Source organism: Mesorhizobium sp. B2-4-6, assembly GCF_006442775.1.
Taxonomy (GTDB): Bacteria; Pseudomonadota; Alphaproteobacteria; order Rhizobiales; family Rhizobiaceae; genus Mesorhizobium.
The window spans coordinates 240,755-264,100 of sequence record NZ_VFVI01000009.1; the positions used below are offsets into that span (position 1 = coordinate 240,755).

20 protein-coding genes, 1 pseudogene and 1 riboswitch are annotated in these 23,346 nt (G+C 65.5%); of the genes and pseudogenes, 13 read left to right on the top strand and 8 right to left on the bottom strand.

The window, feature by feature from the left end; all coding sequences use genetic code 11:
• Nucleotides 1–249: 249 nt before the first annotated feature.
• On the bottom strand, nt 250–996 hold the full coding sequence (locus FJ957_RS22395; RefSeq protein WP_140835007.1) for an IclR family transcriptional regulator: 747 nt from the start codon (nt 994–996) through the stop codon (nt 250–252).
• A gap of 157 nt (nt 997–1,153) precedes the next feature.
• Between FJ957_RS22395 and FJ957_RS22400 the strand changes: the two genes are divergently transcribed.
• From FJ957_RS22400 to FJ957_RS22440, 9 genes are all read left to right on the top strand, one after another.
• Complete coding sequence (locus FJ957_RS22400; protein WP_246685923.1) at nt 1,154–2,548, top strand: transaminase; 1,395 nt, start codon at nt 1,154–1,156, stop codon at nt 2,546–2,548.
• 3 nt (nt 2,549–2,551) lie between these two features.
• Entirely contained in the window at nt 2,552–3,349 is a 798-nt protein-coding gene (locus tag FJ957_RS22405; RefSeq protein ID WP_140835008.1) for an SDR family oxidoreductase, read from the top strand.
• On the top strand, nt 3,346–4,119 hold the full coding sequence (locus FJ957_RS22410) for an SDR family oxidoreductase (protein WP_140835009.1): 774 nt from the start codon (nt 3,346–3,348) through the stop codon (nt 4,117–4,119). Before FJ957_RS22405 ends, FJ957_RS22410 begins: the two co-directional genes overlap by 4 nt.
• A 64-nt stretch (nt 4,120–4,183) precedes the next feature.
• On the top strand, nt 4,184–5,848 hold the full coding sequence (locus tag FJ957_RS22415; protein ID WP_140835010.1) for an amidohydrolase: 1,665 nt from the start codon (nt 4,184–4,186) through the stop codon (nt 5,846–5,848).
• Nucleotides 5,835–6,923 (top strand): GTP-binding protein, encoded by a 1,089-nt coding sequence (locus tag FJ957_RS22420; protein WP_140835011.1) that lies wholly within the window; start codon nt 5,835–5,837, stop codon nt 6,921–6,923. The genes FJ957_RS22415 and FJ957_RS22420 overlap by 14 nt, the downstream gene beginning before the upstream one ends.
• A gap of 36 nt (nt 6,924–6,959) precedes the next feature.
• The gene (locus FJ957_RS22425; RefSeq protein ID WP_140835012.1) at nt 6,960–8,144 is read left to right on the top strand and encodes an ABC transporter substrate-binding protein; all 1,185 of its coding nucleotides are present in this window, start codon (nt 6,960–6,962) and stop codon (nt 8,142–8,144) included.
• A gap of 58 nt (nt 8,145–8,202) precedes the next feature.
• Complete coding sequence (locus tag FJ957_RS22430; protein ID WP_140835013.1) at nt 8,203–9,072, top strand: branched-chain amino acid ABC transporter permease; 870 nt, start codon at nt 8,203–8,205, stop codon at nt 9,070–9,072.
• Complete coding sequence (locus tag FJ957_RS22435) at nt 9,059–10,777, top strand: ATP-binding cassette domain-containing protein (protein WP_140835014.1); 1,719 nt, start codon at nt 9,059–9,061, stop codon at nt 10,775–10,777. Before FJ957_RS22430 ends, FJ957_RS22435 begins: the two co-directional genes overlap by 14 nt.
• Nucleotides 10,774–11,487, top strand: a complete 714-nt coding sequence (locus FJ957_RS22440) for an ABC transporter ATP-binding protein (protein WP_140835015.1) — start codon at nt 10,774–10,776, stop codon at nt 11,485–11,487. The genes FJ957_RS22435 and FJ957_RS22440 overlap by 4 nt, the downstream gene beginning before the upstream one ends.
• 6 nt (nt 11,488–11,493) lie before the next feature.
• On the opposite strand, the gene FJ957_RS22445 is transcribed toward FJ957_RS22440, so the two are convergent.
• The 6 genes from FJ957_RS22445 to mtnK form a co-directional block, all read right to left on the bottom strand.
• Nucleotides 11,494–12,219 (bottom strand): MgtC/SapB family protein, encoded by a 726-nt coding sequence (locus FJ957_RS22445; RefSeq protein ID WP_140835016.1) that lies wholly within the window; start codon nt 12,217–12,219, stop codon nt 11,494–11,496.
• A gap of 114 nt (nt 12,220–12,333) precedes the next feature.
• The gene (locus tag FJ957_RS22450) at nt 12,334–12,492 is read right to left on the bottom strand and encodes a peptide ABC transporter permease (protein WP_140835017.1); all 159 of its coding nucleotides are present in this window, start codon (nt 12,490–12,492) and stop codon (nt 12,334–12,336) included.
• A 132-nt stretch (nt 12,493–12,624) separates the two neighbouring features.
• A complete protein-coding gene (gene fba, locus FJ957_RS22455; RefSeq protein WP_140675387.1) occupies nt 12,625–13,689 on the bottom strand; it encodes a class II fructose-bisphosphate aldolase in 1,065 nt (354 codons plus the stop codon).
• Nucleotides 13,690–13,850: 161 nt separating this feature from the next.
• Nucleotides 13,851–14,318, bottom strand: coding sequence for a 6,7-dimethyl-8-ribityllumazine synthase (locus FJ957_RS22460; RefSeq protein WP_140835018.1), 468 nt, complete (start codon nt 14,316–14,318; stop codon nt 13,851–13,853).
• 77 nt (nt 14,319–14,395) lie between these two features.
• A riboswitch (FMN riboswitch) is annotated at nt 14,396–14,542 on the bottom strand.
• 237 nt (nt 14,543–14,779) lie between these two features.
• Nucleotides 14,780–15,874: an S-methyl-5-thioribose-1-phosphate isomerase gene (gene mtnA / locus FJ957_RS22465; protein WP_140835019.1), complete on the bottom strand. Its 1,095-nt coding sequence runs from the start codon at nt 15,872–15,874 to the stop codon at nt 14,780–14,782.
• Nucleotides 15,871–17,139 carry an S-methyl-5-thioribose kinase gene (gene mtnK / locus FJ957_RS22470; RefSeq protein ID WP_140835020.1) on the bottom strand — a complete coding sequence of 423 codons (1,269 nt, stop codon included), beginning with the start codon at nt 17,137–17,139 and terminating at the stop codon, nt 15,871–15,873. Before mtnK ends, mtnA begins: the two co-directional genes overlap by 4 nt.
• Nucleotides 17,140–17,276: 137 nt before the next feature.
• Here mtnK and FJ957_RS22475 point away from each other — a divergent pair, with 137 nt between their 5' ends.
• The 3 genes and pseudogenes from FJ957_RS22475 (at nt 17,277) to FJ957_RS22485 (ending at nt 20,946) form a co-directional block, all read left to right on the top strand.
• On the top strand, nt 17,277–18,788 hold the full coding sequence (locus tag FJ957_RS22475; protein ID WP_140835021.1) for a sugar ABC transporter ATP-binding protein: 1,512 nt from the start codon (nt 17,277–17,279) through the stop codon (nt 18,786–18,788).
• A gap of 69 nt (nt 18,789–18,857) precedes the next feature.
• Nucleotides 18,858–19,854, top strand: a pseudogene (locus FJ957_RS22480) (ABC transporter permease).
• A 39-nt stretch (nt 19,855–19,893) separates the two neighbouring features.
• Nucleotides 19,894–20,946, top strand: coding sequence for a substrate-binding domain-containing protein (locus FJ957_RS22485; protein WP_140835022.1), 1,053 nt, complete (start codon nt 19,894–19,896; stop codon nt 20,944–20,946).
• Between the two features lie 75 nt (nt 20,947–21,021).
• On the opposite strand, the gene FJ957_RS22490 is transcribed toward FJ957_RS22485, so the two are convergent.
• On the bottom strand, nt 21,022–21,261 hold the full coding sequence (locus FJ957_RS22490) for a DUF1127 domain-containing protein (protein WP_140835023.1): 240 nt from the start codon (nt 21,259–21,261) through the stop codon (nt 21,022–21,024).
• 262 nt (nt 21,262–21,523) lie between these two features.
• Between FJ957_RS22490 and FJ957_RS22495 the strand changes: the two genes are divergently transcribed.
• Nucleotides 21,524–23,029: a winged helix-turn-helix domain-containing tetratricopeptide repeat protein gene (locus FJ957_RS22495; RefSeq protein WP_140835024.1), complete on the top strand. Its 1,506-nt coding sequence runs from the start codon at nt 21,524–21,526 to the stop codon at nt 23,027–23,029.
• Nucleotides 23,030–23,346 lie beyond the last annotated feature (317 nt).

The following is a 23,346-nucleotide window of genomic DNA, read 5'->3' on the forward strand; positions in this document are numbered from 1 at the left end:
GGCACTTGACCGTTTGCGGGCTTGGCTGTCGGCGAGCATCGATAGGGTCCCTTTCGTTTCAGCATTAAGCCGGATCGACGCCGGTCTGCTTCGGGCCGGATATATCGCTTTGAACGTTGTTCACGGACGCACCATAGCACATCGTGAACTGCGTTCAAGAAAAAAATGAACGATGTTCACAAGCGGAACGCGTAGCTTAAAAATGCCTCAGAGCAGAGGTCCGTGGGCTTTGAGCGCTGGTGGGGCGCCTCAGGCCTCGCCGGTCAGCCGCGCCGAGATCAGCCTGGCTGCCCTGACCGCCGCCTCGCCTTGTCCGGTCGCTATCGCATCGTCGACGCGCGAGACAGGCGAGGCGACGGCCAGCGTGCCGATCGGCTGGCCGTCGGCGCCGAGAATGGCCGCGCCAATGCTGTGCACGCCTTCCTCATAGCCCTGGGCGCTGCGCGAATAGCCGCGTGAAGCGGCAAGCGCGATGGCTTTCACCAGGTCGTCCGGCTGCGTCATCGTGAACGAGGTGAAGGCCTGCAGCGGCTTTCCCAAATAGGCGCCGACCGCTTCCAGGCGTGAGGCGGCAAGGAACGCAATGCCCGAGGCGGTGCCGTGCAGCGGCAGCACCTGGCCGACATCGACATTGACGCGATTGGCCTTGGCCGATAGCTCGACATGCAGCGTAAGCAGCGCGCCGGCGCTGAACTCTGACAGATGCACCGTCTCGCCGGTTTCGAGCGACAGCTCGCGGATGACCGGCGCGGCCAGTCGCACGAGGGGGAAATGCCCGTCGCGGATGCGCGCCAGCCGCGACAGGCCGGCGCCCAACCGGTAGCGGCGGCTGCGCGGCTCCTGCTCGATCAGCCGGTGCGCGGCAAGCGCCATCAGAAGCCGCCTGGCGGTGGCCTTGTCGAGGCCGGCGCGGCGCGCGAGGTCGGAGAGGCCGATCTCCGGGTCGTGCAGCGTGAACAGCTCCAGCAGCGACACCGCCTTGCCCACCGTGCTCATCGCGCATTCTCCAGATACTTCGCATGTGAATTAACTTGACAGGCGCTCTTCCTGCCTTCAGTGTGTCTATAACATACAAAACGCTGGTTCAAATAGTGAACCGATTGGGAACGGCTACGCGCCCCCGAATTTGGCGCGCCAGGGAGAGTTCAGCGCCGTGACGGCCGCCAGCAAGACCGCTTTGCAATCAGCAACGATCGAAGACCTGCTCGACCGCGAGCAGGCGCGGTTCCTCGACACGCATCCGCGCTCGGCGGCGGCCTGGGAAGAGGGCAAGGCGCATTTCCTCTATGGCGGGCCGTCGCACTGGATGCGCCGCTGGGCCGGCGGCTTCCCGGTCTATGCCGCTTCGGCTCGTGGCGCGCAGATCCGCGACATCGACGGGCATGACTATATCGACTTCGCGCTTGGCGACACCGGCGGCATGTGCGGCCATGCGCCCGAAGCGGTGACGCGCGCGGCAATCCACCAATTGCAGAACGGCACGACGATGATGCTGCCCACCGAGGACAGCCTCTGGGTCGGCGCCGAGCTCACACGCCGTTTCGGCCTGCCTTACTGGACGCTGACAACGTCTGCCACCGACGCCAATCGCGGCGCCATCCGCATCGCGCGCATGATCACCGGGCGCCCGAAAGTGTTGGTCTTCTCCGGCTGCTATCACGGCGGCGTCGAGGAGGCGCATGTCGAGATCCGCGACGGCAAGGTCGGCATGCGCAACATGATCCACCCGAACGGCGTCGATCATTCGGCCGTCTCCAGGGTGGTCGAGTTCAATGACGTCGCGGCGCTGGAAGAAGCACTGTCGCATGGTGACGTCGCCTGCGTGCTGACCGAGCCGCTGATGACCAATTTCGGCATGATCCCGGTCGCCGAGGGCTTTCACACGGCGCTGCGCGAGATCACGCGCCGCACCGGCACGGTGCTGATCATCGACGAGACGCACACCATCTCCAGCGGGCCTGGCGGCTACACCGCGCTGCACGGGCTGGAGCCGGACATGCTGGTGGCCGGCAAGGCGATCGCCGGCGGCATTCCGGCCGGCATCTTCGGCGTCTCGCGGGAGATTGCCGAGCGGCTGTGGAAGATCGTGCCAATGGTCAATCCGCGCGTGCGCCAGTCGGCGCATCTCGGCATCGGCGGCACGCTGGCCGGCAACGCGCTCACCGTCGCCACTATGCGCGCGGTGCTGGAAGAAGTGCTCACGCCGGCCAATTTCGAGTGGATGATTGCCAATGCCACGCGCCTTGCCGAAGCCGCGAGGAAAATCATCGCCGGGAACAAATTGCCCTGGCACGTGACGCAGACCGGCGCCCGCGCCGAGATCATGTTCATGCCGAGCCCGCCGCGCAACGGCGCCGACGTCATCGCCGGCCGACGCGGCGACCTCGAGACGCTGCTGCATGCCTTCTACATGAACGAAGGCATACTGGTGACGCCCTTCCACACCATGTTCCTGATGTGCCCGGCGACGTCGCCGGCCGATATCGACCGCCATACGGAGGTCTTCGGGCGCTTCGTCGATCTCGTCCGTAGCGCGGGCGTCGTCTGAGCGATGGCGACCCCGTTCGATCTCACGGGCAGGGTGGCGCTGGTGACCGGCGGCGGGCGCGGCATCGGTGCCGCCATCGTCACGCGCTTTGCCGAGGCCGGCGCCATGGTGGTCATTGCCAACCGAACGCTCGATGTCGCCGAGGCGCTTGCCGCGGAGCTCTCCGCGCGCGGCCTGTCCGCACGCGCCGTTGCGCTTCCCGGGCTCGACCGCGCCGCGGTTCACACACTTGTCGGCAATGTCGCGCGCGAGGCCGGCCGGCTCGACATCGTCGTCCACAATGCCGGCGGCTGCCCCTGGGCTTCGGTCGAGGAGCTCGATGAGGACAAGCTGGAAGAGGCGCTGGCTATCAACCTGAAAGCCTGTTTCTGGCTGGCCCAGGCGGCGGCGCCCGCAATGCGCGCCAACCGTTTCGGCCGCATCCTGGTCACCTCGTCGGTTTCGGCGCGCGTCGCCATGGCCGGCGGCGCGCACTATTCGGCCGCCAAGGCCGGCGTGAACGCCTTCATCCGTGGCGCCGCCTTCGAATTCGCACGCGACGGCATCACCGTCAACGGCGTCGAGCCGGGCTTTATCGCCAAGCCCGGCCGCGGCACGATGAGCAAGCCGGAGGTGGCGGACCGCCTAGGCCAATTCATTCCCATGGGCCGTCTCGGCGAGGCGGACGACATCGCCTACGCCATGCTCTACCTCGCTTCGAGCCAAGCGAAATACACCACGGGCCAGACTATCGTCGTCGACGGCGGCTCGACCCTGCCGGAGACCGGCTACGCTGTCGAGCGGCATTGGGGGCTGGCATGAGCCGCCGCCTCGAAGGCCGCACGGCCCTGGTTACCGGCGCCGCCACCGGCATGGGCCGGGCCACCGCCGAGCTGTTCGGGCGAGAGGGCGCTAACGTCGTCGCCTTCGGGCATGGCGGCGAGGTGCTGGAGGAGGCGGCCAAGGCCAGCGGCGGCACCGCCGTGCGCGGCGACATCACCGATGCCAACGATATCGCCCAGGCCATCGATGCCTGCGACGGACGTCTCGACATCGTCGTCAACGCCGCCGGAGTCATGATCCTCGACGAGCCCGAGACTCTGAGCGACGAGACCTGGACCAAGAGCTTTGCCGTCAACGTCACCGGCTCGATGATGGTCTGCCGCGCGGCGCTGCCGCTGCTCAAGGCGCGCGGCGGCGCGATCGTCAACATCGCCTCGGTCGGCGCCTTCAACGCCAGCGGCCAGAATGCCGCCTATTCGGCGAGCAAGGCAGCACTCGTCTCCTACACCCGCTCGCTCGCGTTCGCGCACGGCGTCGACGGCATCCGCGCCAATGCGGTGGCGCCCGGCTGGGTGCGCACGCCGATGAGCGTCTACGAGATGAAGGTGGCAGCAAGCGCCAACGGCTCGACTCCCGACGAGGAGTTCAAGGCGCTGACCAACCGCATCGCGCTGCGCCGCGTCGCCGAGCCGCAAGAGATCGCCTCCTGCTGCCTGTTCCTTGCGTCGGACGAAGCGTCCTTCGTCACCGGCGCGGTGCTGGTCGCGGATGGCGGCGGCCGCGCCCCGACACAGAACAGGGCGGTGTGACGTGAATTGAAACTTGCCCGCTCGCCAGCATGAGGGTGCGGCCAGCGGGAGAGGAGGAGAGAGAATGCCCGACAGAAGCGCCGACCTGGTTTTCACCAATGGCCGCATCTACACGCTCGACCGCAAGCGGCCCTGGGCCTCGGCCGTCGCCGTCAAGGGCGGCCGTATCGTCGCGGTCGGGGAGGCCGCCGACGTTGCCGCGCTGAAGGGCTCTGCCACCCGCGTCGTCGATCTCAAGGGCGCGATGATGATGCCTGGCATCGTCGACGTACACGCGCATCTTATGATGGGCGGCCAGGCCGAACTTTTCGAACTGCGCTTCCCGCCGACGGGGAGCTTCGAGACGCTGATAGCGCGCGTCGGCGAGGCCGCGGCCAAGGCGCCGGCAGGCTCCTGGATCATCGGCGGACAATGGGGCAGCGATCTGTTGCCGAAGCTCAACCGGCTGGAGGCGCTGGCGGCGCTCGACCGGGTGAGCCAGGGCCGGCCGGTGATGCTGCGCGACGACACCTATCACAACCGCTGGGTCAATTCGCAGGCGCTTGGCTTGGCCGGCCTTTCCGCGTCGTCGCCCGATCCGGAGAAGGGCTCCATCGGCCGCGATCCGGCCACCGGCGCGCTGACCGGCATGATGATCGAATCCGCCGCCGGCATCGTCGAGCGCACCATCGCGCAATCCGGCCACTACACCGAGGAAATGGACCGCGCCGCGATGGCACGCTCGATCGCGACGCTCAACTCCTACGGCGTCACCGCATTCCTCGACGCCGCCGCCATGCAGCCGATCCTCGCGGCGCTGAAAGGCCTCGACGATCGCGGTGAACTGACCGCCTGGTCGGTGTCGGCCATGCCGGCCGTCGAGCCCTCCTTCATGTTCGGCATTGCCGGCGACGAGCTGATCGCGCTGCGCGAGCAATATCGCGGCGTTCACGCGAAGCCGGATTTCGTCAAGATCTTCCTCGACGGTGTGCCGGGTGCGCGCACCGCCGCTTTTCACGAGCCCTACACCAAGGACGCGGTGCTGGGCTGCTGTTTCCGCGGCTCGACCATCGTCACCGTGCCGGAGCTGATCCGCTGGATCGGCAAATGCGAGAAACTCGGGCTCGGGGTAAAGATCCACTGCGCCGGCGATGCCGCGGTCAGCCAGGCGTTGGACGCGATCGATGTCGCGCGCTCCTTCAATGGGCCGACCAAGCTGAAGCACCACATCGCGCATGCGAGCTACATCGCGCCGGACGATATCGCCCGCTTCGCCGAGCTCGGCGTCGTCGCCGATCTCTCGCCTTTCCTGTGGTATCCGACGAGCTTCCTCGAAGGCCACAAGCAGACCATGGGCGAGGCGCGCGCGCTGCGCTTCTGGCCGAACAAGGACCTGCTTGCCGCCGGCGCGCTGCTGGCCGGCGGTTCCGACTGGCCGGTGATGCCCAACCCCGATCCGTGGGACGGCATCGAAGGCCTGGTGACGCGCCGCAACCCGAGCGGCGAGTTTCCGGGCGCGTCGCTTTGGCCGGAGCAGGCGATCGACGTGGCCACGGCGCTCGAGATCTTCACCATCAATTCGGCCCGCGCCATCGGTCTCGCCGAGACCGTCGGCTCGATCGAGATCGGCAAATCGGCCGATCTCATCGTGCTCGACCGCAACGTGCTGGAGACGCCGGCCGAGGACCTCGCCGACACAAAAGTGCTGACGACCTGGTTCGAGGGGAGGGTGGTCTATGAGCGCGCCTGATCCCTCAAGCGACGCGAGGATACCGGTGACAATCCTCACCGGCTTCCTCGGCAGCGGCAAGACGACGGTGCTCAACCGCCTGCTGCGTCAGCCCTCGCTTGCCGGCGCCGCCGTCATCGTCAACGAGTTCGGCGCCGTCGGGCTCGACCATATGCTGATCGAGGCCAGCGAGGAGCAGTTCACGCTGCTCGACAATGGCTGCGTCTGCTGCACCGTGCGCGGCGATCTCGTCGCCACGCTGAAGGAGCTCGACCGCAGGAGCCGGGCCGGCGAAACGCCACCGCTCAGCCAAGTGATCATCGAGACCACCGGTCTTGCCGACCCGGCGCCGATCCTGCACACGCTGATGGCCGAAGCTGAGCTCACGGCTCGCTTTCGCATCGGCGGTGTCGTCACCACCGTCGATGCGGCGAATGGCACGGCGACGCTTCAGCGTCACCCGGAGGCCGCCAAGCAGGTCGCCGTCGCCGACCGGCTGCTGATCACCAAGACCGATCTCGTCTCGAACGAGGCACTCGGTGGCTTGCAGCACCGGCTGGAGCATTTGGCACCGGCCGTCGAGCAAACCGTTGCCCGCAACGGCGAAGTCGAACTCGATCTGCTGAAGAGCCTGCCCGCCGATGCTGCGGCGGATGTGAACCGCATCGCCGCGCGGCTCGAAGCGGCTGATCACCACGACCATGCATGCGGACCTGATTGCCACCATGGTCACGATCATCATCGCGACACACACCACGGCATCCGGTCCTTCAGCTTCATCATCGACAAGCCGGTCGAGTGGGGCGCCTTCGCCCGTTGGCTCGATTACGTCGCGGCGCTGAAGGGCGAGAATCTGCTGCGCTTCAAGGGCATCGTGCGCACCACGGACGAGCCGGAGCAGCCATTGGTGCTCCACGGCGTGCAGCACGTCTTTCATCCGCCGGTGCGGCTCGACCGCTGGCCGTCGGCGGACCGCCGCACACGGTTGGTGTTCATCGTCCGCGACATTGAGCGCGAGACCATCGCCCGCACGCTGGTGAAATTCGCCGCCATCGATGCCGCCAGCATTGCCGCGTCGGCGCTGGCTGCCGCCTGAAACAAATAACGCATGACAAAAATGGGAGACTGAAACATGCATTGGAAATCGAGACTGCTCGCAGCGGCATTTGCCGGCATCGGCCTTGCCGCCATGGCCGGCACGGCTTCCGCCGCCGGCCCAACCTGCAAGGATGGCGCCATCAAGGTCGGCGCCGTGTCGACCGTCACCGGACCGGCCGATTTCTCCGAAGTGCCGAAGGCGACCCAGGCCGCCTTCGATGCGGTCAATGCCGCCGGCGGCATCAATGGCTGCAAGATCGACTACACCATCGCCGACGACAAGGCGGATCCGGCGGTCGCCGCGCAAGCCGCGCGCGACCTGATCGACAACAGGGAGGCGGTAGCGCTGGTCGGCTCGGCCAGCCTGCTCGACTGCGCTGTCAACTCCGCCACCTACAGCCGCAAGAAGATCCTCTCGGTGCAGGGTCTCGGCGTCGACGCCGCCTGCTTCTCCTCGCCCAACGTCGCACCCGTCAATGTCGGCCCTTACACGCTGTCGACGGCCATGGCCTACTACGCCGCCAACGAATTGAAGACGAAGAAGCTCTGCGCCTTCTTCATCATCATCGGCGGCACCCAGGAGGCCTACAAGAAGGCGATCGAGACCTGGGAACAGATCAGCGGCCAGAAGATCCACCTGATCGATCTGACGCTGCCCTTCCAGGGCGATCTCACGCCTTACGTCATCAAGGCGCGCGACGCCGGCTGCGACGCCGTGTTGACCAACCAGGTCGAGCCGCAGGTGGTGCAGCTGATCAAGACGGTGGATGCACAGAAGATCACCGGCATCAACTGGCTCTTCCTGGCGCCCGGCTACACCGAGCAGGTTGCCAAGGCGCTGGCCGACACCAAGCAGCCGATCTATGTCGGCACCGAGTGGGAGCCCTACACTGAGAAGAACTCGGCCGCCAATGCGCAATGGATTGCCGACATGCAGAAGGCGAACCGGCCGCTCACCGCCTTCTCGCAGGGCGGCTACCTCGCCGCCGAGCTGTTCCTCAAGGTGGTCGCCTCGATCGACGGCGAGGTGACGCGCGAAAGCGTGGCCAAGGCGCTGCACGACATGCAGCCGCTCACCAACTCGCTCGCCGGCTCGCCTTACGTGTTCGGCAAGGCCAAGACGCATTCGCCGATGCAGGCCACCAAGGTGATGAAGCTCGAGGCCGGCGCCTGGAAGGTCGAGACGCCGGACTGGGTCGTGCTGCCGCAGGCCAAGTGATGGCCGCTTGAACCGGACGGCGCGGCTGGCCGCGCCGTCCTCCGGATCGGGATACGAGATGAACGCGTTGCTCACATCCGCCGTGGCGGGACTGACGGCCGGGGGCACCTATGCCCTGCTCGGCGTCTGCGCCGTCTTCACCTACCGGCTCGTCGCCGTGGTGAATTTCACCGGGGCCGCCATCGGCACCGCGGGCACTTTCGTGCTGATCGCGCTCTTCGAGGCCGGGTTCCCGATCTGGCCCTCGGTGCTGGCGGGGATCGCGGCGGGCACGGCGACCGGCGTCGCAATCGGCTACATCATGACGCGGTGGTTCGGCGAAGCGAGCGCTTCGACCAAGGCGGCGGTGACGGTGGCGCTGCTCGTCGGCCTGATCGCCATAGGTCTGCGCCTGACCGGCGGCCAGCATCCGCACAACATGCCCGAGCTGTTCCCAGGCTCGGCCTTCCGTCTCGCCGGCGTAGAGGTGACCATCGCCTCGGTGCTCACCATCGGGCTCGCGGTGCTGTTCACCATCCTTTCCGACCTCTTCCTCAACCGGACTAAAATCGGCCTCAATCTGCGCGCGTTGGCCGACCGGCCGATGGCGGCGGAACTGCTCGGCGTGCGGGTGCAGATCCTGTCGCTGCTGGTATGGGGCATGACGGGCGCCTTCACCACTTTCGCGCTGATGATCATCGCGCCGCAGCGCTCGCCGAACTTCATGACGCTTAGCCTGCTTGTCGTGCCGGCGCTTGCCGCGGCGCTCATCGGCGTCTTCCGCAGCTTCTGGTGGACGCTGGCCGGCGGCATTGCGCTCGGCATCGTCGAAGGGCTGGCAAGCTCAATCGACAGCATCAGCCAGTATCGCAGCGCCATTCCCTTCCTGGTGGTGCTTGCCGTTCTTCTCTGGTCGCAGCGGGAGGCCCGCTGGGATGAAGCGCGCTAGCTTGAGAGCCTCGTTGATCGTCATCGTCGTGGCGCTTATCGCCGGCGGCGTCGCCTATGCCGGCCTGCTGCCCTCCTATTGGGTGTTTCTCGCAACCTCGGTGCTGATCACCGGCGTCGCGCTGCAGAGCCTCGGTCTCGTCGCCGGCCGCACCGGCATGATCGCGCTCTGCCAGATGTCTTTCGCCGGTGTCGGCGCCTGGACGGTCGGCTATCTCAACCTCGCCGAGGCGCCTGGCGGCCTAGCGGCGTGGATCCTGATCGGCGGCCTTGCGGCCGTCCCGTTCGGCGTTGCCATCGGCCTGCCGGCGCTGCGGCTGCGCGGCATCAACCTCGCCATCGTCACGCTCTCCTTCGCCACCGCCTTCGACACCATCCTGGCCACCATGACCTATCCCGGCCAGACCGACTTCCTGCAGATACCGCGGCCGGAACTGTTCGACAGCGACGAGGGCTATTTCGTCTTCGTGCTGCTCTTCTATGTGGCGATCGCGGTTTCGCTCGAATTCATCAGCCGCTCGCGGCTCGGCGCGTCCTGGCTGGCGGTGCGTCACTCGGAGCGCGCCGCCGCCGCGCATGGCGTCAGCATCGCCACCGCCAAGCTCTCGGCCTTCGCGCTCAGCGCCTTCGTCGCCGGCATTTCCGGCGGTCTGCTCGCTGGCTATCTCGGCACGCTGGTCGCCGAGAATTTCAGCATGATGCAGTCGCTCTCGCTCTACGCGGTGTCGGTGATGGCCGGCGCGCATTTCGCCGAGGGTGCGATCATCGGCGGCCTGCTCGTCGTCATGTTCCCGGAAATCCTGCGCCGGCTCGACTGGCCGCAGGACATCGGCAATGTGCTGTTTGCCATCGGCGCAACCCAGGCGCTGTCGACCGGCGAGACGATGAGCGAGACCTTCCGGCGCCACTTCCGCAAACTGCTGCCGGCGCGCGCGCCGAAAGCCGCCGCCGTGTCTGCCTCGGAATTGCCGTCCACAATCGAGCGCGCCGCCGGACCCGTCCTCACCATCGAGGGATTGACGGTACGCTATGGCAGCGTGGTCGCGCTGAACAATGTCAGCCTGAGCGTTGCCGCCGGTACGGTTGCCGGACTGATCGGCCCGAACGGCGCCGGCAAGTCGACCTTCATCGATGCGGTCGCCGGCTTCCTATCGTCCTATCAGGGGAGCGTGCGGCTGGGCGGCAAGCCGCTCGAAGACGTGCCGGCGCATCTGCGCGCCCGAGAAGGCGTGCGCCGTACCTGGCAGACCAACCGCATCGCGCCGGAGCTGACCGTCGGCGGCTACCTGGCGCTGGCGGCCAAGGGTCTGTCGGCGAACGAGACTAAGGCCGTGCTCGACTGGCTCGACTGTCCGCACCCCGATACGCTGGTCGCCTCGGTCGATGCCGGCACAAGGCGGCTGCTCGACGTCGCGGGCGTCGTCGCTCCCCGCCCGGCCGTCGTGCTGCTCGACGAGCCGGCTGCCGGCCAGTCGCATGAGGAGACGCTGCGGCTCGGACAGCGCATCGCCGAGATCCCGAAGCTGTTCGGATCGGCGGTGCTTCTGGTCGAGCACGACATGGACCTGGTTCGGGCCGTATGCTCGGAGGTCACCGTGCTCGACTTCGGCCAGGTCATCGCCTCCGGGCCACCGGCCAAGGTGCTCGGCGAACGCGCGGTGAAGAAGGCCTATCTCGGCATCGAGGAAGAGGGCGTGGCGGCATGAGCAGGCTCGTCGTTTCCAACCTGTCGATCAACCGCGCCGAGTTGCCGGTCGTCACGTCTGTCGACCTCGTCGCCGAGAGCGGCGCGATCAGCGTCGTGCTCGGGGCCAACGGCGCCGGCAAGACGACATTGCTCGAGGGACTGTCCGGCATCATCCCGGTCGCCGGAGGGGCCATCGCCATCGATGGTCGCGAGCTGCAGAAAGCGCGTCCGGGCGCTCGCTCGCGCGAAGGGCTTGCCCATGTCGAGCAGGGCCGCACCGTCTTCCGCCAGCTGACGACCGAAGAGAATCTGCGCGTCAGCCTGCAGCCTGGCGCCGACCTCGCGGAAGCCTATGCGCTGTTTCCCGAGCTGGTGCAGCGCCGTTCGGTGAAGGCAAGCCTGCTTTCGGGCGGCGAACAGCAGATGCTGGTCATCGCGCGCGCGCTCCTCACCCGGCCGAAGGTGCTGCTCATCGACGAGATGTCGGCCGGCCTGGCGCCGGTCATCGTCACGCGGCTGATGACGGCCGTGCGCAAGCTCGCCGATGACGGCCTGGCCGTCGTCCTCGTCGAGCAGTTCGCGGCGCTTGCGCTGTCGATCGGCAACCGCGCCTATGTCATGCGCCGCGGCCGCGTCGTCTATGACGGCGATTGCGCGAAGCTGCGCCAATCGCCGGACGAACTGCACCGGCTTTATCTCGGAGGGGCGGAGATGGCTGCCACATCCTGATCCTGCTCAGGACGAATTCTCGCCGATCACGTCGAAGCGCTCGACCGTGCAATGTTCACCGACTACGGCCAGCACTTCGGTCGAAGGCCTATCCGCGTCGGGCTGCTTCCATTGCACCTTGAAAGAAAATACGAAGCGTTGGTGATCGACGTCATGTTCCATGCCCACGAAGCGGGCATCGTAGCCAAGCGGCCGCACAATGTCCGGGAGATCGGGCGGCGAGCTTTTCGGCCATGAGACCGACAGGATCGCCTTGTGGTTGCGCGCGATCTTGAGGTCGACCCATTTCAGCGCCTGCAGCGTCACCAGCGTCAGTACCGTCGCTATCGCGCCGAGCCCGTACTGGCCGCCGCCGAAGGCAAGGCCGATCATGGTCATGATCCACATCGTCGCGGCTGTGGTGACGCCGGTGACCAGATCGCCGCGCCGCAGGATGGCGCCGCCGCCGATGAAGCCGACACCGGTGAGCACGCCCAGCGCAAAGCGCATGACGTCCATGCGCACGAAGGAATCCGGCCCTTTGCCGGAAACATCGAGCAGCATGTTGGCCTGGACCATGGCCACGCAGGCCGCCAAGCCGACCAGAATGGTTGTCCTCAGCCCGGCGGAATGCCCGCGCGCCTCGCGATTCAAGCCTATGAGAAAGCCTGCCAGCAGCGTGACCAAGAGCCGCCCGACGAGGTCCGGCCAGGTCGGATGAAGCGGCATGTCGCAGCAAAGCGTCTCGAACATGGTTTCGACACGGCGGTAAACGGTCGCCGCGCCTCAATTTCGTCTGCGACGTTCAACCGGCGGAGCCGGTGATGGTTCCTTGGCGCAAGCCCGGCTTTTCGCGGGCGACAACCCTCAATGCGCGGCGAGACTGACCACCAGCGCCAGCACCACGATACCGACCAGCCCTGCGATGAAGACGATGCGTTGCGCGCGCGTATGCAGGATGATCTCGCCCTGCCGGGCATTCTGGCCGGAGAAAATCGGCCCTTCGTCGTCGCGATCCTTGCTCATGACGTGCTCCTTCCCTTCGATGGGTGCGGAAGGTCTCTGAGCAGGAACCACTTTGTTGGCTTGAAGTTCCGCCCCGCTTCGGCGGGGTACATGCCCGCGACCGGGATCGAACCGGTCGCGGGATTGATCGACTCAGCCGAATTTCGGATCCAGGCTGCCCGACTTGTAGCGCTTGGCCATGTCCGCCAGCGGGATCGGCTTGATCTTCGGCGCGTTGCCGGCGGTGCCGAACTGCTCGAAGCGCTCCTTGCAGAGCTTCTTCATGGCCGCCATGGCCGGCGTCAGATATTTGCGCGGATCGAACTCCGACGGATTCTCGGTCAGCACCTTGCGGATGGCGCCGGTCAGCGCCATGCGGTTGTCGGTGTCGATGTTGATCTTGCGCACGCCATGCTTGATGCCGCGCTGGATCTCTTCCACCGGCACGCCCCAGGTCGGCTTCATCTGGCCGCCATATTTGTTGATGATCTCCTGCAGATCCTCCGGCACCGAGGACGAGCCATGCATGACCAGATGCATGTTGGGCAGGCGGCGGTGGATCTCCTCGATCACGTTCATCGCCAGTACCGCGCCGTCCGGCTTGCGCGAGAATTTATAGGCGCCGTGGCTGGTGCCCATGGCCACCGCCAGCGCGTCGACATGCGTGTCGCGCACGAATTGCTCGGCCTGCACCGGATCGGTCAGAAGCTGGTCGTGGCTGATCGCGCCTTCGACGCCGTGCCCGTCCTCCTGCTCGCCACCGCCGCTCTCCAGCGAGCCGAGCACGCCGATCTCGCCTTCCACCGACACGCCGCCCCAATGCGCCATGTCGACGACGCGGCGCGTGATGCCGGAATTGTAGGCGTAGTCGGCCGGCGACTTGCCATCCTCCTTCAGCGAGCCGTCCATCATCACCGAGGTGAAGCCGTACTGGATCGCGGTGACGCAGGTGGCTTCGTTGTTGCCATGGTCGAGATGCATGCAGACCGGGATGTCGGGATGGATCTCGACCAGCGCGTCGATCAGCTTGGCCAACACCACGTCATTGGCATAGGCGCGAGCGCCGCGGCTGGCCTGCAGGATGACCGGCGACTTGGTCTCCTCGGCCGCCTCCATGATGGCGAGGCCCTGTTCCATATTGTTCATGTTGAAGGCAGGCACGCCATAGCCATGTTCGGCGGCATGGTCGAGCAATTGTCTCAGTGTGATGCGAGCCAACGAATAGTCTCCCGTATCTGGTTCGAGCCCGTGTTTGAAAAGGCCGCCCGACGTCCGGGCGACCCCGTTGCTTCTGGCCGGATTTCGGAGCTACCGCAACCTTTTGAAGCCTTTTCGGCCGCAATTCTTGTTGCAGGGCTGAAATCCGGCCCTGGCCGGGCCTAGGCGGCGATCCGCGCACGCGCGGCAAGGATTTCGACGCAGGCCTTGGCCGCCTCCTTGCCCTTCACGGTGAAATGCTCGTGGAAGAAGCGGTGATGCTCGGCGCTGTCATGGTAGTTGTGGGGCGTCAGCACCGCCGACAGCACCGGGATGCCGGTCGCAAGCTGCACATTCATCATGCCGTCGATGACGGCGCTTGCCACGAAATCGTGGCGATAGATGCCGCCATTGACGACGAAGGCGGTACCGAGGATCGCGGCATAGCGCCCCGTTTCGGCAAGCGTCTTGGCGTGCAGCGGGATCTCGTAGGCGCCCGGCACGTCGAGGATGTCGACGGTGAAGCCGCCAAGCGCTGCAAGCTCCGCCTCGAAAGCTTGCACGCATTGATCGACGATGTCGGCGTGCCATCGCGCGCGAATGACGGCGACACGACGGACAGTATGGTCTTTGGGGAAATGCTGATTCATGGGTCCATCCTTCCGTTTCGAACCAGAATCAGGACGCACGACGCAAAAAACGGCCGCGCGAGCGGACCGTCTTCTGCGTACGTTCTCTTCCATCCGGACTGTAACCGTCGGCTCCGGAATCGCACCGGATCTGCTGACCCTTCCGATAGGCTGGAAGGCGCTCGCGGGCTTGAGCCGAGGCTCTTACCGCCGGTGGGGACTTTCACCCCGCCCTGAGAACATTGACGCGGGTTTTATGGGAGAGGAGGGCAACAGTGTCAATTGGCGATGACATCGCGGTCGTCATTCTAGGGCGGAGCAAGGAGCGAAAGCGACGCGCGCAGACCCTGGAATCCATGTCGTGACGCTAACGTGTTGCAACGGCTACAGAATTCTGCACCACTGCGCTCGATGACGGAGGTCATGGCACGGATTCTCGGGTCAAGCCCGAGAATGACGACGTGCAGGGGGAGATCAGCTGACTACCCCCGTTCCGGGAACATCGCTCTCAACCCCTCGCGCGAGGCCTTTGCCACGCCGCGCTCGGTGATCAGGCCCGTCACTAACCTTGCCGGCGTCACGTCGAAGGCAGGGTTGGCCGCGGGCGTCGCATCGGGCGACACGCGCACCTGCGCGATCTTGCCATCCGCCGTCTTGCCCCAGACCAGGGAAACCTCGTCGCCCGAGCGCTCCTCGATCGGGATTTCCTTCAGCCCGTCGGCCACCGTCCAGTCGATCGTTGGCGAGGGCAGCGCGACATAGAAGGGCACGTCGTTGTCGGCGGCGGCCAGCGCCTTCAGATAGGTGCCGATCTTGTTGCAGACGTCGCCATTGGCCGTGGTGCGGTCGGTGCCGACGATCACCATGTCGATGTCGCCATGCTGCATCAGATGGCCGCCCGCATTGTCGACGATCAGCGTGTGCGGCACGCCGTGCCCGGCCATCTCCCAGGCGGTGAGCTGGGCGCCCTGGTTGCGCGGCCTGGTCTCGTCGACATAGACATGCACCGGGATGCCGGCCTCCGTCGCCAGATAGATCGGCGCCGTGGCGGTGCCGTAGTCGACCGTCGCCAGCCAGCCGGCATTGCAATGGGTAAGGATGTTGACCGTCTCGCCCGGCTGCTTGCGCGCGGCGATCTGCCTGATGATCGCAAGCCCGTTCTCGCCGATGGCGCGGTTCAGCCCGACATCCTCGTCGGCGATTTCGGCGGCCCGCTTATAAGCCGCTTCGGCACGCGCCTCGGGCGCGAGCGGCTTCAGGTGCCGCCGCATCTCGTCCAACGCCCAGCGCAGATTGATGGCCGTCGGCCGTGTCCTGTGGAGCGTCTCCCATACGGTGTCGAGCGCTTCGTCCGACGGATCGTCTTTCATCTGTATGGCGACGCCATAGGCGGCGGTGACGCCGATCAGCGGCGCGCCGCGCACCCACATGTCGCGGATCGCGGTGGCGATGCCGGCAACCGTTCCGATCGTCTCGATGCGGAACTCATGCGGCAGCCAGCGCTGGTCGATGATCTCGACCGACCGCTTGTCGTCGCTGAGCCAGATGGTGCGGTAGTGGCGTTCGCCGACGTTCAAATTCTCTTCTCCTGTTCGATCAGCGCGGCCAGATTGTTGACCTCGTCGATGCTGTGGATCTGGCGCCGGTTGACGGCGATATGGCGGCCGAAGCGCAAAGCCTTGGCCTCACATCTGGCGCGCAGGTCTTGATCGGCAATGGTCTCGAAATCGGCATTGTGGGCTAGGCCGAGAATGCGCCGATGCACCTCGATGCCGGCGAAGCCGAGCAGGTCGTCCCAGATGGAATGCAGCATGTGGTCGAGCGCCTGTTCCGAGCCGAGAAGGTCGCCCTGATCCTCGAACAGGCTTTTCTGGTAGAGCATGCCGGTCCGTTCGGTCCGCCACAGATGCGAGAACTCGGCACGGAAGGTCGCCCAGGTCTCGGCGGTGACGCCGAGCAGATAGGCGCGCATCGATGCGCGGCTCCCTTTCTGCTCATGGCCGCCCTGCGAGAAGAAGGCCATCCAGAAATTGGCGAGCAGCATGCCGACGTCGAAGGCGATCGGGCCGTAGAAGGCGAACTCCGGATCGATCATCCGGGTCTCTGTGTCGGTCACCATGATCGAGCCCGAATGCAGGTCGCCATGCAGCAGCGTCTCGGCATTGGCGGCGAACAGATGTTTTAGCCGCTGCGCCTCGACCTTGAGGTCGCGGTCGGCGCGCAATTCGGCGACGAGGCTGTCGAGCTGCGGCGACGTATGCCTATTCAACTTGGCGTCGAAATACGGGTCGGAGAATACCAGGTTCTCGGTGATGTCGCACAGCTCGACATTGTCGGCGAACAGCGCCAGATCGGCCTTGCGGTCCTTTGCCAGCATCGACAGATCGGAACCGCGAAACAACGTGCGGGCCATGAACAGGCCGATGTCGCGCGCGATGTTGGGCAGTTCGCGGCCGTCGATCAGCGCGCGCCGCAGGATGATGTGCGGCGGAGCCAGGTACTCCATGACGATCAGCGCCTGGGCCTCGTCGAAATGATAGATCGCCGGCACCGAGCCGGGCGCCCGGCGCTCCTGCCTGGTCAGCGCGTGATATTCGAAGAAGGAGCGCTTCAACGGAAGCGGCCAGCTGTCGCCGACCAGCCGCACATAGGGCAGCGCCTGTTTCACCACCGCGGCGCCCTGATCGCCCTCGACGATGAACACCAGGTTGAGATTGCCGTCGCCGACCTCGCGCACCTTCCAGCGGCTGATGTCCTCGCCGATGCGCTCGGTCAGCGCTTTGGTCTCGCCCAGGCGCTTCGGCAACGTCTCCACCGACAATGCTTCGAACTTCCCGGTCATGCTCTCCCCTCCTGCGCGTGGTTTCCGACGATAGCGGAGCCACGGCGGCGAGGCCAAGCTAGGAAGCGCTCTGGCAAATGTCAATCGTGTTGACAATTGCCGAATGAGCCCATAGCGTCACCATCCGGGAGGAACGGATGGGCGCAGATGCCGTGTTCCATGTGGAGGGCCTGAGGAAATCCTTCGGCCAGAACGAGGTGCTTGGCGGCATCTCGCTCGACCTCTTTGCGGGCGAGGTGACCGTGCTGATGGGCGCCAACGGCGCCGGCAAATCCACCCTGGTCAAGATCGTCAGCGGCGTCTATGCGCGCGGCGCAGGCTCAATGCAGCTCGCCGGCAAGGCCTTCGACCCGCAGACCCCAGCCGAAGCGATCCGCGCCGGCGTCGTCACCGTGCACCAGAACATCAACGACGGCGTGGTCGCCGACCTTGATGTCGCCACCAACCTCACGCTCGACCGGCTGAGCGGCAAAGGCGCGTCGTTGCTCTTCAAGCCTGCCAATGTCCGGGCCAAAGCCAGGGCCGTCGCCAACCGCATGGGGCTCGCCATCGACCTCAAGGCGCGCGTCAGAGACTTGTCGTTGGCCGACCGCCAGATGGTGGCCATCGCCCGCGCCATGGCGCATCGGCCCAAGGTGCTGATCCTCGACGAGCCGACCTCGTCGCTGTCGAGCGCCGAGGCCGACCGGCTGTTTTCGCTGATCGACAGGCTGCGCGGGCAGGGCGTCGCCATCCTCTATATCTCGCACCGCATGTCCGACATAAGGCGGCTCGCCGACCGCATCGTGTCGATGCGTGACGGTGTCGTCTCCGGCGTCTTCGACAAGAAGCCGCTCGACTATGAGGGCGCGGTCAACGCCATGCTTGGCCGCAAGATCCATCTCGACCGGGTGGTGGCGAGAAGCTCGGCCCGAGCCGTCTTCACCGCCGAAGGGCTGCAACTGGCGCAAGGGTCGAGGCCGATCTCGATGACGCTCGGCGCCGGCGAGGTGGTGGCGATCACCGGCCTGGTCGGCGTCGGCAAGACGGCTTTGGCGGAGACGCTGTTCGGCGTGCGCCGGCCGCTCGCCGGCACCATGCATATGGACGGCAAGCCCTATGCGCCGGGCGCGGCGCGCGAGGCGATCGCCGCCGGCGTCTTCCTGGTCGCCAAGGACCGCGTTGCGAGCGGCATCGTCGGCGGCTTCAACATCGAGCGCAACATCAGCCTGCCGTTCCTCAAGCGCATGTCGGGCCTCGGCGTGATGAAAAAGCGCGCCGAGCGCGTCGTTGCCCGCCGCCAGATCGACGAACTTGGCATCGTCTGCCGCTCGGAGAAGGACGAACTGTCGGCGCTTTCCGGCGGCAACCAGCAGAAGGTCATGGTGGCGCGCTGGATGTCGCAGGCCTCGCGACTCTTCATCCTCGACGAGCCTTTCCAGGGCGTCGACATTTCGGCGCGCCGCGACATCGCGGCGAAGCTTCGAGCCAGCGCCGACGGCCGCGCGACGCTGATCTTCGTCACCGAGATCGACGAGGCGCTGGAGACCGCCGACCGCATCCTGGTGATGTCGGAACACATGATCGTCGGCGAGCACCGTAACGCCGATATCGACCTCGACCGGCTGCTGGCGGAAGTGGCCGGCGGACCGCTCCACGGCGCGGCATGAGGTCGAGGGATTTGCATGGAGTGGAGTTGGAATGAGCTTTTGTCGGACAGCCGCGCGGCGGGGCGCTGAGTGATGTTGCGCGACTACGCCATCCGCTACGGCTTCATCGTCCTGTTGGTCGGGTTGATCGCCTATTTCGCGGTCGCCGCCGATGGTTTTGCTTCGCCGCAAAGCGCCGTCTTCATCTTCCAGTCGGTGGCCATCACTGGTGTGCTGGCGCTCGGCGTCACCGCGACGCTGGTCGTCGGCGGCTTCGACCCTGTCGATCGGCTCCGTCGCCACCAGCGCCATGATGGCGGCTTCCTACGCCATGGTCGTGCTGGAGCAGAACGCGATCGTCGCCGTCATCGCCTGCCTTGTCATCGGCGTCATCGTCGGCCTGATCAACGGCTGGCTGATCGTCTATATGCGCGTGCCCGACCTGCTGGCCACGCTCGGCATGATGTTCCTGCTGCTCGGCCTGCAGCGCATTCCGACGGAAGGCCGCTCGATCGCCACCGGCATGACCATGCCCGACGGCTCGGTCGCCAACGGCAAGTTCTCGGAAGCCTTCCTGGCGCTCGGCCGCCACCGCATCGACTTCTTCATCCCGAACCTGATCCCGGTTTCGGTGGTGGTGCTCGTCGTACTCGCGGTGCTGATCTGGTTCTTCCTCGAATACACCCGCTTCGGCCGCATGATGTATGCGGTCGGCTCAAACGAGCGGGCGGCCGAGCTCGCCGGCGCGCCTGTCAAGGCATACAAAATCTGGGCCTATGTGATTTCGGGAGTTTTTGCCTCGATCGGCGGGATTTTGCTCGCCGCCCGGCTTGGACGCGGCGACATCGCCTCGGGTAATAATCTCTTGCTCGACGCTGTCGCCGCGGCGCTCATCGGCTACGCGGTGCTCGGTGCCGCCAAGCCCAACGCCTTCGGTACGGCCGTCGGCGCGGTGTTCGTCGGCGTCTTGCTGCAAGGCCTGACGATGATGAACGCCCCCTACTACACGCAGGATTTCGTCAAGGGCGCGGTGCTTGTCGTCGCCCTTGTCTTCACCTTCGCCCTTTCCGGCAGGGGCAAGAGATAGTTTCGACCGGGGCATTGAGACAAAACGGAGGAAAACGAAGTGAGCATCACAAGAAGACTTTTGGGGAAGGCAGCACTTGGCCTTGCCGGCGCGGCGCTGCTGATGCAGGGGACGGCATTGGCGGCGGACAAGCCGGCGCCGTTCGACAAGCCCGGCGTCAAGATCGCGCTGGTGCGCTATCTGTCGACCGGTGACTTCTTCCAGGCCTATCTGTCGGGCGTCGAGGCGCAGGCCAAGGCGCTCGGCGTCGATCTGCGCGTGCTGGACAGCCGCCAGGATGCGGCGCTCCAGGCCGACATGGTCGACCAGGCGATCGCGCTCGGCGTGCAGGGCATCATCATCCAGCACGGCCTGACGGAATCGATGAAGGACGCCGCCCAGCGCGCGGTCGATGCCGGCATCAAGGTCGTCGCCTTCGACGTCAATGTCGAGAATCCGAAGATCCCGCAGATCGAGCAGTCGGACAAGGATCTCGCCAAGCTCGCGCTCGAGCAGGCGGTAAAGGACAATGGCGAGAGCTGGAAGGCCGGCTATGTCTATGTCGCCGGCATCGCGCCGCTCGACCGCCGCAACGAGACTTGGGTGGACGTGAAGAAGAAATATTCGGGCATCGACGAGGTCGCCCAGTTCGGCACGCTCGACAACCCGATCGCCAACTCGGTCGCCAACCAGGCGCGCTCGGTGCTGCAGGCGCATCCCGACATCAAGGTGATGTTCGCGCCCTATGACGAGTTCGCCAAGGGCGTGAAGATCGCCGTCGACGAGGCCGGCCTGAACAAGGGCATCAAGATCTATTCGGCCGACATCTCGACCTCGGATATCGCAGCGATGCGCGAGCCGGACAGCGCGTGGGCGGCCACCGCCGCCACCAACCCGGCCGTCGTCGGCCAGGTCTCGGTGCGCGCGCTGGCGCAGCTTCTCGCCGGCGAGGATCCCGGCCACAACGTCATCGTGCCGCCGACGCTGATCACCCAGAAGGAGCTGATCGACAAGGACATCAAGAACATGGAAGACCTGTCGGCCAAGCTGCCGCAGTTCGCCCATGCCGATGTCGCGATGCCCGCCTGGATGCCGAATCCGAACGCCAAGTAAGGGTTCTGCCCGTTGCTGATGAAGGGAGCGGTCCAATGGGCCGCTCTCTGTCTTTTCCACGGGACTGTTGTGACTTCATCGCTGCCAGAAGGGCAGTTTGGCGATTTCCGCCTCGACCTCTTTCCTTGTCAGCCCGATGTCGTCGATCAGATGCGGATTGTCCGTCGCCATGCGCTTGAGCTCGAAACGGAAATAGGCCTGCTTGCGGCGCTCGGCGAGGAGGCCGCGCAGCGCTGAGAGGCTGTAGCGCCGGCGGCCGTTGATCTCGGCTGGACGCGCCGCCAGAGATGCGCAAGGCATAAGGATATCGTTCATGGCAACCTCCATGCGGCAGAGAGCTTGAAGGCCCTCGCCCTGATTGAGATTGCAGTGTGCCGCTGGTGGCCGGCGGCGTAATTAAGCCCTCCCAAATAGTTCTCAAAACTTCCAAATCGGCTAGAGCGTGTCACCGTTTCACGGAAAAACGCCGAACCGCTCTATCCCTTTGTTTTTACGCAATTCCGGACGGAAGGCTACGGCGAAGACGCCGAACTTAACCGCTTCACACTTTTCCTGGAATTGCTCTATAGATCGCCGCATGCAGGGATCGCGCTTTGCTTTTGGACCGTTCGTGTTTGATCCTGGCGCGGGAACGCTGCTCCGGGGCGACGTTCCCGTTGCCGCCGGTCACCGTGGGCTGAAGCTGCTGGAAGCGCTCGTTGCGCGTCCGGGAGAAATCCTGGCCAAGGCCGAGTTGATGGACGCGGCGTGGCCGGGCACGGCGGTCGAGGAAGGCAATCTCACCGTGCAGATCGCGCAGCTCAGGAAGCTGCTCGGTCCGGCGAGCGGTGGTGGCGAGTGGATCGTCACGGTGCCGCGTGTCGGCTATCGTTTCATCGGCACGGTCGAACAGCCCGACGCGACGCGCAAACCCTTGCCGCTGCCCGACAAACCGTCGATCGCCGTGCTGCCTTTCATCAATCTGAGCAACGATCCCGAGCAGGACTCTTTCGCCGATGGCCTGACCGAAGATTTGATCACCGATCTCTCGCGGATCGCGGGCCTCTTCGTCATCGCGCGCAACTCGGTGTTTGCCTATAAGGGAAAGGCCATGGACGTGCGAGCCATCGCTGGGGAGCTTGGCGTGCGCTATCTGCTGGAAGGCAGCGCAAGACGGGCCGCGGGACGCGTGCGCATCAACGCCCAGCTGATCGACGCGCTGAGCGGCGAGCATCTGTGGGCCGAGCGCTTCGATCGCGGCCTGGAAGACATCTTCGCCGTTCAGGACGAGGCGACGGCCAAGATCGTCGAGGCGCTGCTCGGTCGATTGCGTGCGCCGCCGGCGCGCAACCGGCCGAAGAACCTCGAGGCCTATGATCTCGTCGTGCGCGCGCGAAAACTGTTCGACGAGTCGCCGCAGATGGCGCGCGAAGCGCATCTGATGCTGACGCGCGCGATCGCTCTCGATCCGGATTACGCGGAGGCCTATCGCTGGCTTGCGATGAACCACTGGATGGGATGGGTGCATTGGGGCGAGCCGTTCGAGCCTGCCCGCAGCACGTCCCTGGAACTGGCGCGCAAGGCCGTGGCGATCGATCCCAACGACGCCGGTTGCCGCTGGGTTCTGGCGAACCTTCTTGCCTATGAACGCGATTTCGAGCAATCCGATGCGGAATTCGCCAAGGCAATCGAGCTCGACCCGAACGAGGCCGATATCTGGGCGACATTGTCCGACATCGAGGTGCTTGCGGGAAAGATCGAACAAGGCCTGGAACACATTCGCAAGGCGTTCCGGCTCAACCCATTTCCGCCGGGCTGGTATTATCTGACGCTCGGCCAGGCGCAATATGCGGCCAGCGACTATGAAGCGGCCGTCGAGACGCTGCGCCGCGACGAGACCTACCGCACCAGCTCACGCCGCTTCCTGGCTGCAAGCCTGGCGCAGCTCGGCCGCCTCGACGAGGCACGCACAGAGGTTGCGCTGTTCCTTGTCGGCAATCCGCATTTTTCCACCCGCCGCTGGGTCGAGACGGAACCGTTCCGCGACGCGGCGACGCTCAAGCATTTCGAGGATGGCTTCCGCGCGGCTGGCCTGCCGGAGTGATGCGGCCGGCCACGGCCGGGGAACTAGTTCCCCAGCACAGGGATTTTGACCGGTCGGCTCTGTTTGCGTTGGCAGGTGGCATGCGTTGGAGATTGGCCGAAACGCCCTTCGCGATCGTCATTCTAGGGCGGAGCAGGAGCGAAGCTCCGTCGCGAAGACCCTAGAATCCATGCCGTTACCTTCGCCAAGGCGTGCAACGGAGCAAAATTCTTCACCGTGGCAACGCTTCCAAGTCACGGCATGGCAACTGTGTTCACGCGAATGCGGTTTTATCGCGCATGATGGCGTTGAGGACGACCAGGAGCTTCCTTGCGACG